This is a genomic window from Paenibacillus taichungensis (assembly GCF_047302525.1).
Lineage (GTDB): Bacteria > Bacillota > Bacilli > Paenibacillales > Paenibacillaceae > Paenibacillus > Paenibacillus taichungensis_B.
Genome location: NZ_CP168020.1, coordinates 4,286,611 through 4,302,020 on the forward strand (window position 1 = coordinate 4,286,611; position 15,410 = coordinate 4,302,020).

The window sequence follows — 15,410 nt, forward strand, 5'->3', positions numbered from 1 at the left end:
CTAGGCCAATCCGTGAGCGCGTTTGGCCGCGATCAGTGTATTTTGCATTAACATAGTGATTGTCATTGGGCCAACGCCTCCAGGAACCGGAGTAATTGGGCCAGATACCGTCTTCACGCTCTCGAAATCTACATCTCCTGCCAGTTTTCCGTTATCCAGACGGTTCATCCCCACATCGATTACAACGGCACCAGGTTTGACGAAATCGGCATCCACAAAGTTTGCACGTCCGATTGCAACCACAAGAATGTCTGCCTGACGCGTGATCTCTTTCATGTTCGCTGTACGGGAATGACACATCGTTACCGTTGCGTTCTCACGTTGTAGCAGCAAGGATACCGGTTTACCGACAATATTGCTACGTCCGATAACTACGGCATGTTTGCCTGACATTTCAAGACCGGTACGCTTGATCAGCTCGATCACGCCCGCAGGGGTGCATGGCAACAGACTATCGTCACCAATGACGAGATTACCCACGTTAACCGGATGGAATCCATCCACGTCTTTGTCCACAGCGATCGCATCGATAACCGCTTTCTCTTCGATATGCTTCGGTAATGGGAGCTGAACCAAAATGCCGTTAATGGATTCCTGTTTGTTCAGCTTGTCCACCAGCGCGAGCAGATCCTCTTGGGAGGTGCTTGCATCCAGACGATGAACTTCGGAATAGAAACCGAGGTCGTGACATGCTTTTTCTTTATTACGCACATATACTTGGGATGCCGGATCTTCCCCGACGAGCACAACAGCCAGACCAGGTACTACCCCCTGTTCGCTAAGCTGTTTTACTTCTGTCGTCATGCTTGCGCGGATCTCTTGGGATACTTCTTTACCGTTAATAATAGATGCTGTCATTGTACTCTCTCTCCCTTATGTGAACATATAATTAAGTGACTCACAAAATTAAGACAGTTTTGCTTTGATGGTGCTGACTTCCTGAATCATGCGCCCAAGTACGCCGTTAACGAACTTACCGGATTCATCTGTACCAAAATACTTGGACAATTCAATCGCTTCATTGACAGATACTTTTGCCGGAATATCATCACGGAACACCATTTCATACGTTGAAAGCCGTAGGATCTGGCGGTCTACACGCGACAGACGGCTAATCTGCCAACCTTTCAAATAATCGACGAGTAATCCGTCAATCGCTTCTTTATTGTTCCATGCGCCCTGTACCATTTCGGTCACGTAGGTACGCATTACATCTGCATCATGAATAACCACTTCGGTTTCATTGTCTTCAGCGGCTTCATTGATCAACATATTCACGGCTTCAGCTGCGCCCACTTCATTCATTTCCATCTGATACAGACTTTGTACTGCAATTTCCCTTGCCAAACGTCTTTTCATGTCCTGCCTCCTGCAGCGCTCCCTGTGGAGCGTCATCATGCTTATTTTAAAATATAAAATCTTTGATGGAATCAGAGATCTTATTATATTGTTATCCCTTTTCACAAAAAAACCTGCAATCGTTTCCTCCAAAAAACGGGCAACCTAAACTACAGCTCTATTTTCGGAAGAAACATATTGCAGGGTTCAGGTGGCTCACTTAAAGGGACGCCAGCGATCGCCGAGCCATTGCCCCCATTCCCTCCAGGGAATGAACGAGCCCAGCTTCGAGTCGCTTCGTCTACCTAACGTATAACCGATGAACACCAAGAGTGCAAAGAACAACATATCCCAAAAACCGATCCATACATAAAGAAATCCAAAAAAGATGCCGCCGACAATTCCGGTAATTCGGCCTCTGTGACTATCCCAAATCTCTCTCCACAGCATCAGTGAAACTCACCTCATTCCACTCGACTCTTGTAGTTAGGCGACTGGGTAACGTTGGCAATATACACGGTGACAAAAGAAACCGGGATACCCGTAATCTCCTGTACATGATCATGTATTGCCTTCTGTAGATCGGCTGTCAGCGTCGGGATTGGCGTCTCGCCATCCACTACTGCACGGATCATAATCTCCAGTCCGGATTCAACCACACGAATACGAGCTTTGACATCACGTACTCCCCGGAAACGGGAAGTTGCTTTGAGACAGAGATTTTCAATCGTTTCCATCGAAATCTGCACATCACCATACTCGGTACGCTGATCTACAGACGGCAATGAAGCACGATCACGCCGAACCGAGATGTAGAAAAATCGCAAACTCAGGATAAACAAAATTGCTGCTGCAACAACCGCCGCAATAATGACGTTTTGCTCCTGCTGGTAATTCAATTCGTAAGGCAGCACACCACTAATAAGAAGTATGACTGCTGCCGATATTGCTCCAACGCTTATGCTGTATATAAACAACAGAAGCCGATCCAGTATTTTAGCCACGAACTGCACAGCCTCCCTTGCTCACTAACATTGCTTAACCTGCCCATTGGCAAAAAGTGATCCTCAGGTGCAAGCTTCCGCTTTTATGAAGACCTGTCCAAGACGGGATAACCCCCGGCAGTGATGCCGGGGGAATCTGTCTTCTTTTATTTTACGCGCTGACTGTTCAGATCGATTTCTTCAACTTTCTCGGTGCTCTTGAACTGAACGTCATGAATGTGCACATTAACTTCATTCACATTCAATCCTGTCATGTTCTCGATGGAGCGCTTCACGTTCTGTTGAATTTCGGTAGCCACCTGTGGCAGACGGTAACCATATTCAATAATAACGGAAACATCCACTGCAGCTTCACGCTGACCTACTTCAACCTTAACGCCTTTGGAAAGGTTTTTGCGACCAAGCAATTCAGCAAATCCACCAGCGAATCCGCCGCTCATGCCTGCAACACCTTTCACTTCAACTGTAGCCAGTCCAGCGATCACTTCAATAACTTCAGGTGCGATCTGGATTTCACCGATATCCGTTCGTTCAAATTCTGTCGGCAGTGTACTCATAACTGTTCAACACACCTTTCGCGAAATAAGTTTGCGGCCATCCGTCAGGGCACTGGTATTCAGGCCAATCTGACCTTCAGAACCCTTCCGGTCCGGCTTTACCGGAACTCCTGCAACCTTCATCCGCGTATGTGCGGCGGCTTATCCTCTGCAGGAGACATGCGCTCTTATTATTACATACTATATCATTTGGGCTACATTATGACAAACAAGCCCAATATACCTTTTAAATCTCATTTTCCTCAAGAAATTTGATATCAAAGTCACCCCGAACGAACGTTGGATGCTCCAGCAATTTCTGATGAAAAGGAATTGTTGTGGAGATGCCTTCAATCGCAAACTCAGCCAATGCACGCTTCATCTTCGCGATGGCCTCTTCCCGGTTTGCTCCCCATACGATCAATTTAGCGATCATGGAGTCGTAATAAGGAGAGATCGTGTAGCCCGGATAAGCTGCACTATCTACACGTACACCCGGTCCTCCTGGTGCAAGGTAGAAACCAATTTTACCTGGTGACGGCATAAAGTTACGGTCCGGATCTTCTGCGTTGATACGGCACTCAATGGACCAGCCATTGATCACAACATCTTCCTGACGGAAAGAAAGCGGATTGCCTTCAGCTACCGAGATCATTTCGCGGATCAGATCCACTCCTGTAACCATTTCCGTTACAGGGTGCTCCACCTGAATACGTGTATTCATTTCCATGAAATAGAATTCACCGTTAGGGCTGAGCAAGAACTCAAGTGTACCTGCTCCCGAGTAATTCACGGCAAGCGCTGCCCGTACTGCGGCATCTCCCATCAATGTACGCACATCTTCAGAGATGATTGGACAAGGCGCTTCTTCCACCAGCTTTTGACGTCGACGCTGAACGGAACAATCACGCTCGCCCAGATGCACTGCATTTCCATGTTTGTCTGCAATGATCTGAATCTCCACGTGCTTCATGCCTGTCAGGAATTTCTCCAGATATACTCCGGCATTGCCAAAAGCTTTCTGTGCTTCCTGCTGGGCAGCTGTAATTTGCTTGATCAGCGTCTCTTCATCTTCAGCAATACGAATCCCTTTACCTCCACCACCAGCAGTAGCTTTGATAATGACAGGATATCCAATATCTCTAGCAATCATAATGGCTTCATTCATATTTTCAACCAAACCGTCGGAGCCCGGAATTACAGGTACACCTGCATCCTTCATCGTTTGCTTGGCAACAGCCTTGTCACCCATTTTGGTAATGGCTTCCGGAGATGGGCCGATGAACGTAATATTGCAGGAACCACAGATTTCTGCAAAATCAGCGTTCTCTGCCAGAAATCCGTAGCCTGGGTGGATCGCATCACATTCCGTCAGTGTAGCTACACTCATCAGATTGGTGAAGTTAAGATAACTGTCTTTCGAAAGCGTAGGCCCGATACAATACGCTTCATCTGCAAGACGAACATGCAGAGAGTCTTTATCCGCTTCCGAATAGACTGCTACCGTCGAAATGCCAATTTCACGACAGGCACGAATAATACGTACCGCAATTTCGCCACGGTTCGCAATCAGTATTTTTTGAAATTTCATTTCGTTATTGTCCTCCTTCGAAGCTCATGCAGTTGCCGTTATGCGGTTATAACCGTTATTCCGGTTTCACCAGGAACAGGGGTTGTCCATACTCAACCAGCTGTCCGTTCTCAACCAGCACTTCAACGATTTCTCCCTTGATGTCAGCATCAAGCTCGTTCATCAGCTTCATCGCCTCAATGATACATACCGTTGTTTTCTCAACAACTTTATCACCAGCGCTTACAAAAGGACCTACTTCCGGCGAGGAAGCTCTGTAAAAAGTACCCACCATCGGAGATACAATTTTATGTAAATGACTTGTAGTATCGACTTGCGGAGCAGCCTCAGCTACAACTGCAGCCGGTTGCACCTGTGGTGCAGCAATCATTTGCGGTTGAATAGCAGCTGCCTGAACATACTCGGTTTTACCCGGTTTGCGAATCGACAACCGTGATCCTTCGTTTTCAATTTCCAACTCTTGAACGGAACTTTCATCTACCAGTTTGATCAGCTCTTTGATCTCACTCAATTTAAACATTTCCATTATTCACTCCTTCGGCATCATGCCAGTCTCACTAGGACGGTCATATGGCTTTATGTATTATATCATAATCGTTAAAAATGGAAAGAGCCCGAGATCTAATCCAGCTCTCGGGGCTACTTTTCCATATTTTAGATTACTGTTCTGTCACGTATTGCACGCTGATTTTATTTTGCGATACAGCCAATTCTTTCATAACCAGATCCACAATGGAAACCGCCTGTTTTACATCCAGTTTATCACTGAGAACAACGACTTTATACTTGTCGGCATCCTCTTGAACGATGGCATTAGCAAACTGCTGCGACAAAGTTTCTTCAATGCCATTGATTTTGGCTTCTTTTTCTTCCAGCGTACGAAGCTGCTCTGTTGCTTTGGCATTTTCTTCTGGCGTTTTGCTCAGATCGCCCGCAACGGTCATGAGTTCTTCATACTTGCGATTGTTGCTCTCTTCACGCTGCCACTGGTAGTTCTGGAACTGGCTGCTCGCGGACGCCGCCGTATTCTGCTCTTCCATTTCCTTGAGAACGTCCTCATCGGTTTTCGTTGCACTGCCTTCTGTTTCGGCATTTGTCTCAGGAGTGGTTGCTGCGCCTTTGTCTGTCCCTTTCTCGCTGCCTTTACCCGCTTCACCTTGTTTCTCTCCCGATTCCGCAGCCGGTGATTTCTCGGTGTCTCCAGCTTCTTTACCGTCTACAACTGCAGGATTATCAACAGAATCAGTTGCCGCTTGCTCTCCTTCAGTCCCTGTAACTTCACCGCCATTGACCACTTCATTCACAACCAGACCTTCTGTCGGATCAAGGATTCCAGCCGTTTCCTTCGCATCTCCCTGCTTCATACCATCCACCTGCGTGCTCTCAGCTACAGGCGTATTAACCGGACCGGAATCTTCAGTGAACAGGTAATAGGCGGACAAAATGACCATCAGACTCAGCATGGATACGAGCCATACCGTTTGACGTTTGTTATTCATTAGAACTTCCTCCTCGAATTGGCTTCATTCTTATGACAATCAAATCTTGTGATTCATGGTTCCGGACTAATCCTGCTTGCGCGGAACAACCGAAATTCGGTAGGCCGCAACATTCAGCCCTTTTTCCACAGCATCTGTAATCAGGTCCTTCACAACCTTGTTCTCTGCACCTCTGGCAACGACAAGCACGCCCCGGATCTGCGGTTTGAGCTTTTTCGTGACAATCGGTGTCTGATCCCCTGATATTTCATACGTAATAATCTCACCATCCCGGGTATATTGCGTCATATGTCGCTTACCCCCGTTTGCATCCGTTTCTTCGGTGAGCTGCTGCGAATCCTTCACATTACGCTGTACAACAAGCTCCTCTGTAGAATCCACGGTAACCATCACATCAACAGTTCCAACACCTACGATATTTTCCAGCACACCCTTGATCTTGTCCTCAAATGCGATTTCTATCGCCTGAAATGGATTCTGATCCGTCGGATCCGTCTGTATGGATGCCATCGATGTAGCTGGATCAGGAGGCTCACGACCGATATTTTCGGAATCAATCTTTTTGACATTGACGAAGGAGTTGAACAACATGATTCCGACTCCGATCAAACCAAGGATAATCAGCCAGCGAAAGGTTTGACTGCGCCGTTGCCCACCTTCTCCTCCGCCGAGCCAGCTTTCCATCTTTTTGAGCCATTGCCTCATCGGATACCCTCCTTCTTAAAGCGCCGAAGCGCTTTTCTTTTCTTTCACCTGTACTTTGTTTGCATCAATATCCCACTTCTCTGTCAATAGCGTAATAATTTGTACTGCACGTTCAGATCGGGAGGACGTCTGTCCTTGCTGAGAGTTTGTCTCTGCCTGCTCACCCGACACAGGTATGGAGTCAACTTCCTGTCCATTTTTCGGTTCGCCAGAGTTACCCTTACCCACGCTACTTTCACGATTACTGCCGCTGTTCACCTCAATCTGTACATCCGGGACATCAATCTGATCAATCTGGATTGGCTCCTGTACTGGAGGAGATTCAGTGGCTTCGGATTCAAGGTCAGAGTCGAATATCGGTTTTGTAGTTGCCGTTGCTTCCTGTTGAGCTGTATTGGAGTTGACTTTCCCGGCTGCTGTCTCACCTGCCATCTCCACCAAAACATACTGGATCACCGGAAGTTCCACCGAAGAGGCCAAATCCGTCTCCGGCTTGCTTGTATCCATGACGAGCTTTACCTCAACAGACTGCACTCGCTCCCCGGTTGTTTCTTCAATTTGACCTTTCATTACGTTAGCCAGTTCTTTGGCTGTCCATTGCAGCGATTGTTCCTGTTCATTGGATTGTAGCCGCTTGCCCTGAGCCAAAATCTGTTCAAGTGTTGCATTTCCATCAGATGGCGAATCCATGGCGGTCATCGCTCGCTTAAGCTCGCCAACCGGATCACTTTTCAAGAGCTTCGTTATGGGCGATAACAGGGTCAGCAGGATAAGAAGGCTCAGCACAAGCTTGACATAGCGTTCCATGGATCGATTGGGCAACAGCATATCCACGAAAGTCGCCAGCAGAACGATCATGATTAATTCCCGGAGCCAGCTGCTCAGCCACCCCATCCTTCCAGCCCCTTTCTCTCGAGCATCCCCTCATCTCATCATGACGGTCAGATTGCCTGCGGTTAGCAGGATCGTGATTGCCAGAAAAAACATCAGTCCAACGGCAGCCAGTGCCGCAAATACGTAAATCATGCTTTTGCCTATCGCCTGCAGACATCCCACAATCGGCGTATCCCCTAGCGGTTGCATGATCGCGCCAGTTATGTTGTAGATCAGGGCTAGCGTCAGAATTTTAAGTGCGGGAAAAGCGCATAAAAACAAGATGATGATGACACCCGTTAGTCCGATTGCATTTTTCACCAGCAGTGACGCTGTGATAACCGTGTCGGTTGCATCCGCAAACGTTCTGCCGACAATGGGGACAAAGTTGCCTGCGATGTACTTCGCCGCTTTCAGACTGACACCATCTGCCACAGAGCCCGATGCCCCCTGCACCGAAATTACGCCCAGGAACATCGTAAGCAGTATACCGAGCAGAGCAACACTAATGTTCCGTAAGAGATCTGCCAGCTGTGTAAGCTTGTACTTGTCGGATAAGGAACTGACGAGATGTAATACGGCTGAGAAAAAGAGTAGCGGAAACACCAGCATGTGGATCAATGTACCGACCAGATGAATCATGAAAATGATGAGCGGATGGGTCACAGAAACGGTTATGACATTTCCCATTGAAGCCAGTAGTGTAAACAACAGGGGCACCATGGCCATCATAAAGTTGATCATGCTGGCTATGGCATCCTTGGCGTATCCAATCGCCACACTAAAGCTGTTTATGGCGATGATGATAATGACCATGTAACAGATGGAGTAAGCGATTTTGCTAATATTGTTTTTCTCAAAAGCGGTCTGCAACGTCTCCAGAATCATGCTCAGCACACTCAGCATCACAATCGTGACCAGAAGTTTGCCGTTATATAAAATTTCATGCAGCATGAAGGTTCCAATCGCTATAAACACCGACTTCAGGCTGAACCCTTCATTGCCGGGGATTAACATATCCATAAAGGAAGGCGTTTTTCCTTCCGGGAAAAAACCGCCGTATTGTTGCATGAGTTGGTCCCAATATTTTTCTACCTGATCCTTGGGAAGTTGGTCAGCCTGCTGCTGCATCCACTCTCCTGAGGGAGAACCAGCGGCGACCTGTCCCATGATCGCAAACAGAAAACACAGCGTCAGCACGAAGGTAAGGCGCCACTGCGGCTTGTGATGCATCATTTTCATATGAAGTCCGCACGCCTCCCTCTACACCGGCATCAGCTTCATGACGGTTTCGATAATAATGCTGATGATTGGTATCGCGAGTACAAGGATCAGCACCTTGCCAGCAAGTTCAATTTTGGAAGCAATGCTCTCCTGGCCTGCATCCCTTACAATCTGTGCTCCGAATTCAGCAATGTACGCTATGCCTATAATTTTCAGTACGGTTTTCAGATAAATGCTCTCCATGCCTGAATTTTCGGCAAGCCGTTTCAACACTTCGATCACCGCGCCAATCTTGCCAATCAGCAGCATGAAGATCACGATGCCGGTGGCAGCAGCAATCAGAAAAGCGAACATGGGCTTCTGTTCTTTGATAACTAGAATGAGAACCGTTGCGATGAGCGCCAGACCTACAACTTGGATAATTTCCACAGGTCACCACCATCCCGGCTTCATGACCGTTTTCATTGAAAAAGAAATATCGATTTGATCTCTTGCAGCAGGCTGTCCAGCATTCGGACCACCATGAACAATACAACGACAAATCCGATCACGGTCACCCAGTGAGCCATATCTTCCTTTCCCATTTGTTTCAGCACCGTATGAATCATTGCAATGATGATTCCGATGCCCGCAATTTGAAAGATTGCGTTCACTTCTAAATTCATGACCTTGGCACCTCACTATCCCGGCTATTTCAGAAGATCAGAATGACGATTAACGCTCCGACAAGCATCCCGAGACTGCGGCACATTCGTTCATATTTCATTTGATCGGCTTGGGCACGGGATTCCTCATGCATAAGTTGCTGAATGGCTAACGAGATGTGCTTGGTCTGATCCTGACGATCGCTGGTGCCAAGGCTGAAGCTCAATTGCAGCATGACTTCCCGCTCGTCCGCCTTCATGGCTGATCTTCCCCACGCCTCTTCTATACCAGACTGAAGACTCTCACGAGCAGTATGTCCATGAGGTGGTTCCATTTGCCTGGCTGCGTGGAGGAACAGCGTCCGAACAGGCTCTTTTGTCTGGGCTCCCATTTTCTCCATGGCATCAGGTAACGGAGTCAGCCCGTAGTTAATCTCTGTCATCAACCGCTGGAGAGCGGCGATTAATTCTCGCAGTTGTCTTGGCCTCAAGGCATACTGCCTTGCCTTGTAGAATCCGGCGAGGGTACTGGCCAGCAGAATGATGACTGCACCGAGCATGTTAACCAAATGCCTCACCTCCCACTTCTGTCTGCTGGAGACCACGCATTTTGCCATCGGCCAATCGAAAGGTCATGCCCCGGCTCGTCCGTTGCAGCTGTACATAGCGTTGGAACATCTGCTCGACGATCAGGGTTCTCAGCGCAGGTCTGGAAGAAAGCTCAGCCAAATCACGACCATGCGCAGTAGCGATGACAGATACGCCTGCGTGAAGTGCTTCCATCACCGCCTCCGCATCTTCCGGTCGGCCTATCTCGTCCACGATCAGGACATCGGGAGACATGGAGCGAAGCATCATCATCATGCCCTCAGCCTTTGGACAACCGTCCATGACATCGGTGCGAGGTCCTACGTCAAATCCAGGTACGCCCTTGTAACTTCCAGCGATTTCGGACCGCTCATCAACGATGCCAACCTTTAGACGTGGACGTATGCCCTGAACAAGTTCATTGACACCCGTAAGTTTGCTTCCACTACTAATCTGTCTTGCCAGATCCCTCAGTAATGTGGTCTTGCCTTGCTGCGGAGGTGAAAGAATTAAGGTGTGCATGACCTGTCCACTTTTCATGTCCAGCAGATAAGGCAGAATCCGATCAGCGACTCCGTGAATCTCTCTGGCTACCCTGACATTAAATCCATTAATGTCGCGCAAGTATTCGACGCGGCCTCCACTTAACACCGTCCGGCCAGCCAGTCCGATTCGATGCCCGCCAGGAATAGTGATGAACCCTTTACGCAGTTCCTCTTCCAATGTATAAAGCGAATGATTGCTGATCAGATCCAGCAGCCTGTGTGTTACCTCTTTTAAGGGAATATAGGCTTCATCAGGCTTCGAAGTCGGACTGCCCTGGGGTGTGAGGAAGTGATAGGTGTCTCCTGCATTGATTTCCAGCGGTCTTCCTTCACGGATACGTACTTCCTCCACTTTATCTAATAAAGCGGGCGGCATTCTTCCCAGAATGGTTCGAATCGGTTCCGGAAAGATATCCTTCCAGTTCACCATCATGAATAGGCCCCTCCAACCTTGAATTCGGTTTTGTTGCGTTCCTGGTGCTTGTTCATATCTCAAGTTTATGTGTGTACATTGATTTTATGACGCTGAAATCTATCATTTTCTTCAAAATAGGGATGAGAGTTAAAAATCATAGATCAGTCAACTGTTCCAGTTCTAGGCACCCGTCTAGATCCAAGTGCATATAGTGCTTGCAGACAGGTGATATTCATTCCGGGATAAAAAAAGACAGAAACAACTATCCTCAAATATAGAAAGGAGTTGTAGGGAGTGCGAGTCGATGTGGTAGGCAATGTGAATGAAGTTCGAAGAATGGATATTGCAGGACGATGTGTGGTTGTAATCGATGTGTTGCGAACAACCAGTACGATTGTTACGGCACTGGCATACGATGCAGCAGACGTCATTGCTGTAGAAACTGTTCCTCAAGCGAAACAATTGAACGTGAAGGATGCCATTCGTGGCGGGGAGCGTTTTGATAAAAAAATTACAGGATTCGAGGTGGGCAATTCCCCCTATGAATATATGACTCCGAATGTTGCGGGGAAAACCATTATTCTGACTACAACAGATGGAACACGCGCCCTGATCAAGGCATCCAAGGCTAGACATGTGTTTGCAGGCTCATTCCTCAATGTGAAAGCTGTGGCGGCTGTTCTGTGCGAGCTGCGCCGGGATATCTTATTGTTATGCGCCGGGGATCAGGATGAGTTCGCGCTGGAAGATGGTTTATGTGCAGGCAGCATTATCGAGGAGCTGTACCGACAATCCCCTTTCCCAATCATGCTGAACGATCTGGGCCTGGCGCTCCATCAGGCTGCCACTCATGCCGAGGACAAATTACCCGATCTGGTTAGAGTATCCGCTGGTGGCCGAAGGCTGGAGAGGTTAGGGAGGATGCATGACGTAACGTATTGTACCCAATTGAACTTGCTGGACTGCGTTCCGGAGATGGGTGAAGGGAACCGGATGCAACCATTCAGAGGAACGCGTAAGGAACCGCTGTTTAAATTGCTGTGAACAATCTAAAAAGGTGTACTGCGATCCCGAATGGGAATACACAGTACACCTTTGGTGTGTCTTTACACTATATCGTTTTTTATCTGCGAACTTGCGGTCCGCCAATGACTGCCTGCTCAGCAGTATCCAGATCATACGCTGTATGCAGAGCCTTGATTACATCATGAAGCTTCTCTCCATCAATTACACAAGATACCTTGATTTCGGAAGTGCTGACCATCTTAATGCTAACGCCTTCGCCCGAGATGACTTTGAACATCTTCGCAGCAACACCCGGATGGCTAACCATGCCTGCACCAACGATCGAGACTTTAACAAGGTTTTCTTCGGAAGTAACTTCACGGTAAGGCAGGCGGCTATGAAGGGCTTCAATGACACGCAGTGCGTTCTCCCGATCAGTCAGCGCAACAGAGAACGAGAAATCTGCTTTACCGTCCATCACACCGCTCTGAACGATAATGTCAACATCCAGCTGTTCTGATGCAAGGGCACCAAATACTTCAGCGAGAACCCCCGGTTCGTCTGGTACACCCAGAATACTGATACGAGCCACATTTTTGTCATAGGCAATTCCACTAACTACCACGCCTTGTTCCATTGTTGCTTCCTCCTTCACAACCGTTCCTTCATTATGGTTAAAGCTGGATCTTACAATCAAAGGCACACCGGAATGCTTCGCGTATTCAACTGCACGCGGATGCAATACCGCTGCTCCCAGGTTAGCCAGTTCCAGCATCTCATCGTACGAAATTCCCTTAAGCTTGCGTGCAACCTTCACGATTCGCGGGTCGGTGGAATAGATCCCGTCTACATCCGTGTAAATCTCGCAAGCGTCCGCCTTGATAGCCGCTGCCAGGGCTACTGCCGTTGTATCAGATCCGCCGCGGCCAAGTGTCGTAATCTCGCCTTCTTCAGTCATTCCCTGGAAGCCAGCAACGATTACGATGTTGCCTTCTGCCAACGCCTGATTCACCCGTTCCGGATGAATATCGTTAATCCGCGCTTTGCCGTGTACCGGCTCTGTCCGGAATCCCGCTTGCCAGCCTGTAAATGAAATGGCTTTGCGTCCCAGCGCCTGTATCGCCATGGATAACAATGAAATCGAGATCTGTTCTCCCGTAGTCAAAAGCATATCCATCTCACGTGCAGGCAGTTCACTGTTCAGCTGTTTCGCCTGATCAATCAAATCATCCGTGGTATCTCCCATGGCCGAAACCACGACTACACACTGATGTCCTTCATCCGCTTTTTCTACAACACGTCCGGCTACACGCTTCATGCGCTCTGTATCTCCGACCGAGCTGCCCCCAAATTTCATGACGTACAATGACAACGCAAATCCACTCCCTACCTTGTGCAGTATGCATAATTGATGTCCACCGTCATTATTCTCTCCGAAAAATGACTTTAACCCAGTATATTACGAAAGCGCCTGATAGGCTAATCTTTTTTCGAAAAAAACCCTTTGCCATAGAAATGGCAAAGGGTTGAATTAACGCTTTATTTAGCTTACACCATGTGAACGTTACGCACGGGAAGAGTATTTACCTTCACGAGTATCGATCAGCAGAACATCGCCTTCGTTGATGAATAATGGCACTTGTACATTTAAACCTGTTTCAACTTTAGCGTTTTTAGTAGCGCCTTGTGCTGTGTTACCTTTTACGCTTGGCTCTGTCTCGATAACTTTCAACTCAACGCTTGTAGGCAAGTCAATTCCGAGGATTTCACCTTGGTAGCTAACGATTTTTACGTTCATGTTTTCTTTGAGGAAGTTCAATTCCCACTCCAGTTGGTCGCTTGTCAGTGTGAACTGATCATATGTTTCGTTGTCCATAAATGTGTGCTCTGTACCACTAGCATACAGGTAGGACACGCCACGGTTTTCGATGATGGCACGGCCAATGGTTTCACCTGCACGGAATGTTTTCTCAACTGTGTTACCGTTGCGCAGGTTTTTCAGTTTGGAACGTACGAAGGCAGCGCCTTTACCTGGTTTAACATGTTGGAAATCAATTACAGTGAAAATGTCGTTGTCCACTTGTACGGTTAAGCCTGTTTTAAAATCGTTTACTGAAATCACAAAAAATCCCTCCTGATATGGTTGAAAAGTAGGTGATATAAGACGATGCCTTAATTTAAAGGTGGGTTCATTCTGAATTGATGACCATGTGCGACGTGACCGTTACCGGTTCGGATCGTTCCTCCGCTTCTTCAGAATCGATTCCGCTCCCTTCACTACTTTTGCAATGGTCCAGAACAATCAGCAATAACCTGTACCTATAAATTAAAAATCGCCTTATATCACCGTTGGCTGTAATTTAGCCGATTACGGTGAACTTCTTGTCCGATTTCGTTAAAATGTGAATACCCGTCTCGGTAATCACAACGTCATCCTCGATACGCACGCCGCCAAGACCGTCAATGTAGATACCCGGTTCAACGGTTACCACCATGCCCGGTTTCAATACATCGTCGCTAAGCTTGGACAAACGAGGAGCCTCATGGACTTCCATACCCAGACCGTGACCCGTGCTGTGTCCGAATTGCTCTCCGTATCCGTGCCCTGCAATGATATCACGTGCCAATGCATCTGCTTCCCGTCCGGTCATGCCCGGTTTCAGGTTCGCCAGCGTATGTAACTGGGCTTCCAGTACGATATCGTAAATTTTACGCAGTTCAGGTACAGGTGTGCCTGTTGCGATGGTACGTGTCAGATCTGAACAGTATCCATCCAAAAGCGCACCAAAGTCAAATGTAATTAACTCATTTTGTCCGATGACTTTGCCACTTGCTACACCGTGAGGCATAGCAGAACGTTCACCCGATGCCACAATGGTGTCGAACGAAGAGGAAGTTGCTCCATGTTTGCGCATGAAGAACTCCATCTCCAAATCCACTTCACGTTCAGTCATACCCGCTTTTGCGAATTGCAAAACGTGACTGAATGTTGCATCTGCCAGATCCGCAGCTCTTTGCATTACAGCGATCTCATCTTCGTCCTTGAACATGCGAAGTTGCTCCACTATACCGGATACAGCTTTCAATTCAATAGACTGAAGTGCTTCAGCATAAGCAGTATGCGTGCCATAAGTGACATGATCCTGCTCAAAGCCAACCTGTTTGATATTCGCCGATGCAAGCAATTCGCGTACGGATTCCAACGGTTTTGGTCCATGTTCCACAACGGTAAATCCTTTGGCTTGTTGCGGCGCCTGTGTCATGTAACGGAAATCGGTAAGCAAATAAGCTTCCTGTTCCGTAATCAGCACATATCCTGCAGAACCTGTAAAGCCCGTCATATAACGACGGTTAATCGGATTTGTAATCAGCATAGCCGTGAGTTCATGTTCATGCATGGCCTCACGCAACTTATTTACTCGTTTGTTTTCCATCGGTAACCC

At 47.7% G+C, this 15,410-nt stretch carries 19 protein-coding genes; 1 reads left to right on the top strand and 18 read right to left on the bottom strand.

The annotated features are described in order from the left end of the window. From folD to spoIIIAA, 15 genes are all read right to left on the bottom strand, one after another. Window positions 1-858 carry a bifunctional methylenetetrahydrofolate dehydrogenase/methenyltetrahydrofolate cyclohydrolase FolD gene (folD, locus tag ACDJ58_RS19155; RefSeq protein WP_053784414.1) on the bottom strand — a complete coding sequence of 286 codons (858 nt, stop codon included), beginning with the start codon at window positions 856-858 and terminating at the stop codon, window positions 1-3. 48 nt (window positions 859-906) lie between these two features. Beyond that, a complete protein-coding gene (gene nusB / locus ACDJ58_RS19160; RefSeq protein WP_063565701.1) occupies window positions 907-1,359 on the bottom strand; it encodes a transcription antitermination factor NusB in 453 nt (150 codons plus the stop codon). A gap of 195 nt (window positions 1,360-1,554) precedes the next feature. Further along, on the bottom strand, window positions 1,555-1,788 hold the full coding sequence (locus ACDJ58_RS19165; RefSeq protein WP_053784412.1) for a DUF2273 domain-containing protein: 234 nt from the start codon (window positions 1,786-1,788) through the stop codon (window positions 1,555-1,557). Window positions 1,789-1,802: 14 nt separating this feature from the next. Then, entirely contained in the window at window positions 1,803-2,342 is a 540-nt protein-coding gene (amaP, locus tag ACDJ58_RS19170) for an alkaline shock response membrane anchor protein AmaP (protein ID WP_076291879.1), read from the bottom strand. 146 nt (window positions 2,343-2,488) lie between these two features. Beyond that, window positions 2,489-2,899 carry an Asp23/Gls24 family envelope stress response protein gene (locus ACDJ58_RS19175; protein ID WP_024630996.1) on the bottom strand — a complete coding sequence of 137 codons (411 nt, stop codon included), beginning with the start codon at window positions 2,897-2,899 and terminating at the stop codon, window positions 2,489-2,491. Between the two features lie 226 nt (window positions 2,900-3,125). After that, window positions 3,126-4,469, bottom strand: a complete 1,344-nt coding sequence (gene accC, locus ACDJ58_RS19180; protein ID WP_064636739.1) for an acetyl-CoA carboxylase biotin carboxylase subunit — start codon at window positions 4,467-4,469, stop codon at window positions 3,126-3,128. Window positions 4,470-4,524: 55 nt separating this feature from the next. Then, window positions 4,525-4,989, bottom strand: coding sequence for an acetyl-CoA carboxylase biotin carboxyl carrier protein (gene accB, locus ACDJ58_RS19185; protein ID WP_024630998.1), 465 nt, complete (start codon window positions 4,987-4,989; stop codon window positions 4,525-4,527). Window positions 4,990-5,128: 139 nt separating this feature from the next. Next, window positions 5,129-5,968, bottom strand: a complete 840-nt coding sequence (locus ACDJ58_RS19190; RefSeq protein ID WP_413372412.1) for a SpoIIIAH-like family protein — start codon at window positions 5,966-5,968, stop codon at window positions 5,129-5,131. A gap of 66 nt (window positions 5,969-6,034) precedes the next feature. Then, window positions 6,035-6,673, bottom strand: coding sequence for a stage III sporulation protein AG (gene spoIIIAG / locus ACDJ58_RS19195; protein WP_109998546.1), 639 nt, complete (start codon window positions 6,671-6,673; stop codon window positions 6,035-6,037). A gap of 15 nt (window positions 6,674-6,688) precedes the next feature. Then, window positions 6,689-7,567, bottom strand: coding sequence for a stage III sporulation protein AF (spoIIIAF, locus tag ACDJ58_RS19200; protein WP_413372413.1), 879 nt, complete (start codon window positions 7,565-7,567; stop codon window positions 6,689-6,691). A gap of 30 nt (window positions 7,568-7,597) precedes the next feature. Beyond that, the gene (spoIIIAE, locus tag ACDJ58_RS19205; RefSeq protein WP_405153168.1) at window positions 7,598-8,788 is read right to left on the bottom strand and encodes a stage III sporulation protein AE; all 1,191 of its coding nucleotides are present in this window, start codon (window positions 8,786-8,788) and stop codon (window positions 7,598-7,600) included. A 21-nt stretch (window positions 8,789-8,809) separates the two neighbouring features. Further along, window positions 8,810-9,199, bottom strand: coding sequence for a stage III sporulation protein AD (gene spoIIIAD, locus ACDJ58_RS19210; protein ID WP_017687586.1), 390 nt, complete (start codon window positions 9,197-9,199; stop codon window positions 8,810-8,812). 32 nt (window positions 9,200-9,231) lie between these two features. Continuing rightward, on the bottom strand, window positions 9,232-9,435 hold the full coding sequence (gene spoIIIAC / locus ACDJ58_RS19215) for a stage III sporulation protein AC (RefSeq protein WP_017687585.1): 204 nt from the start codon (window positions 9,433-9,435) through the stop codon (window positions 9,232-9,234). Window positions 9,436-9,464: 29 nt separating this feature from the next. Then, window positions 9,465-9,983 carry a stage III sporulation protein SpoIIIAB gene (gene spoIIIAB, locus ACDJ58_RS19220; RefSeq protein ID WP_413372415.1) on the bottom strand — a complete coding sequence of 173 codons (519 nt, stop codon included), beginning with the start codon at window positions 9,981-9,983 and terminating at the stop codon, window positions 9,465-9,467. Beyond that, the gene (gene spoIIIAA, locus ACDJ58_RS19225) at window positions 9,976-10,980 is read right to left on the bottom strand and encodes a stage III sporulation protein AA (protein WP_413372417.1); all 1,005 of its coding nucleotides are present in this window, start codon (window positions 10,978-10,980) and stop codon (window positions 9,976-9,978) included. Before spoIIIAA ends, spoIIIAB begins: the two co-directional genes overlap by 8 nt. A 276-nt stretch (window positions 10,981-11,256) precedes the next feature. Here spoIIIAA and ACDJ58_RS19230 point away from each other — a divergent pair, with 276 nt between their 5' ends. Then, window positions 11,257-12,006, top strand: coding sequence for a 2-phosphosulfolactate phosphatase (locus ACDJ58_RS19230; protein WP_413372419.1), 750 nt, complete (start codon window positions 11,257-11,259; stop codon window positions 12,004-12,006). Window positions 12,007-12,085: 79 nt separating this feature from the next. Here the strand turns inward: ACDJ58_RS19230 and ACDJ58_RS19235 are convergent, their stop codons facing one another. The 3 genes from ACDJ58_RS19235 to ACDJ58_RS19245 all read right to left on the bottom strand — a co-directional run bounded on the left by ACDJ58_RS19235 (window position 12,086) and on the right by ACDJ58_RS19245 (window position 15,401). Continuing rightward, the gene (locus ACDJ58_RS19235; RefSeq protein ID WP_413372421.1) at window positions 12,086-13,339 is read right to left on the bottom strand and encodes an aspartate kinase; all 1,254 of its coding nucleotides are present in this window, start codon (window positions 13,337-13,339) and stop codon (window positions 12,086-12,088) included. Between the two features lie 192 nt (window positions 13,340-13,531). Then, window positions 13,532-14,089 carry an elongation factor P gene (gene efp, locus ACDJ58_RS19240; protein ID WP_053784402.1) on the bottom strand — a complete coding sequence of 186 codons (558 nt, stop codon included), beginning with the start codon at window positions 14,087-14,089 and terminating at the stop codon, window positions 13,532-13,534. A gap of 238 nt (window positions 14,090-14,327) precedes the next feature. Next, window positions 14,328-15,401, bottom strand: a complete 1,074-nt coding sequence (locus tag ACDJ58_RS19245) for a M24 family metallopeptidase (protein WP_413372422.1) — start codon at window positions 15,399-15,401, stop codon at window positions 14,328-14,330. Window positions 15,402-15,410: the final 9 nt, after the last annotated feature.

What these genes read in the sequence shown, in the direction of transcription:
- ACDJ58_RS19245 (WP_413372422.1), bottom strand. Translation starts at nt 15,401, where the DNA reads ATGGAAAACAAACGAGTAAATAAGTTGCGTGAGGCCATGCATGAACAT.
- spoIIIAC (WP_017687585.1), bottom strand. Translation starts at nt 9,435, where the DNA reads ATGAATTTAGAAGTGAACGCAATCTTTCAAATTGCGGGCATCGGAATC.
- accC (WP_064636739.1), bottom strand. Translation starts at nt 4,469, where the DNA reads ATGAAATTTCAAAAAATACTGATTGCGAACCGTGGCGAAATTGCGGTA.
- folD (WP_053784414.1), bottom strand. Translation starts at nt 858, where the DNA reads ATGACAGCATCTATTATTAACGGTAAAGAAGTATCCCAAGAGATCCGC.
- ACDJ58_RS19190 (WP_413372412.1), bottom strand. Translation starts at nt 5,968, where the DNA reads ATGAATAACAAACGTCAAACGGTATGGCTCGTATCCATGCTGAGTCTG.
- spoIIIAE (WP_405153168.1), bottom strand. Translation starts at nt 8,788, where the DNA reads ATGAAAATGATGCATCACAAGCCGCAGTGGCGCCTTACCTTCGTGCTG.
- spoIIIAF (WP_413372413.1), bottom strand. Translation starts at nt 7,567, where the DNA reads ATGGGGTGGCTGAGCAGCTGGCTCCGGGAATTAATCATGATCGTTCTG.
- ACDJ58_RS19175 (WP_024630996.1), bottom strand. Translation starts at nt 2,899, where the DNA reads ATGAGTACACTGCCGACAGAATTTGAACGAACGGATATCGGTGAAATC.
- accB (WP_024630998.1), bottom strand. Translation starts at nt 4,989, where the DNA reads ATGTTTAAATTGAGTGAGATCAAAGAGCTGATCAAACTGGTAGATGAA.
- nusB (WP_063565701.1), bottom strand. Translation starts at nt 1,359, where the DNA reads ATGAAAAGACGTTTGGCAAGGGAAATTGCAGTACAAAGTCTGTATCAG.
- spoIIIAG (WP_109998546.1), bottom strand. Translation starts at nt 6,673, where the DNA reads ATGAGGCAATGGCTCAAAAAGATGGAAAGCTGGCTCGGCGGAGGAGAA.
- spoIIIAA (WP_413372417.1), bottom strand. Translation starts at nt 10,980, where the DNA reads ATGATGGTGAACTGGAAGGATATCTTTCCGGAACCGATTCGAACCATT.
- ACDJ58_RS19165 (WP_053784412.1), bottom strand. Translation starts at nt 1,788, where the DNA reads ATGCTGTGGAGAGAGATTTGGGATAGTCACAGAGGCCGAATTACCGGA.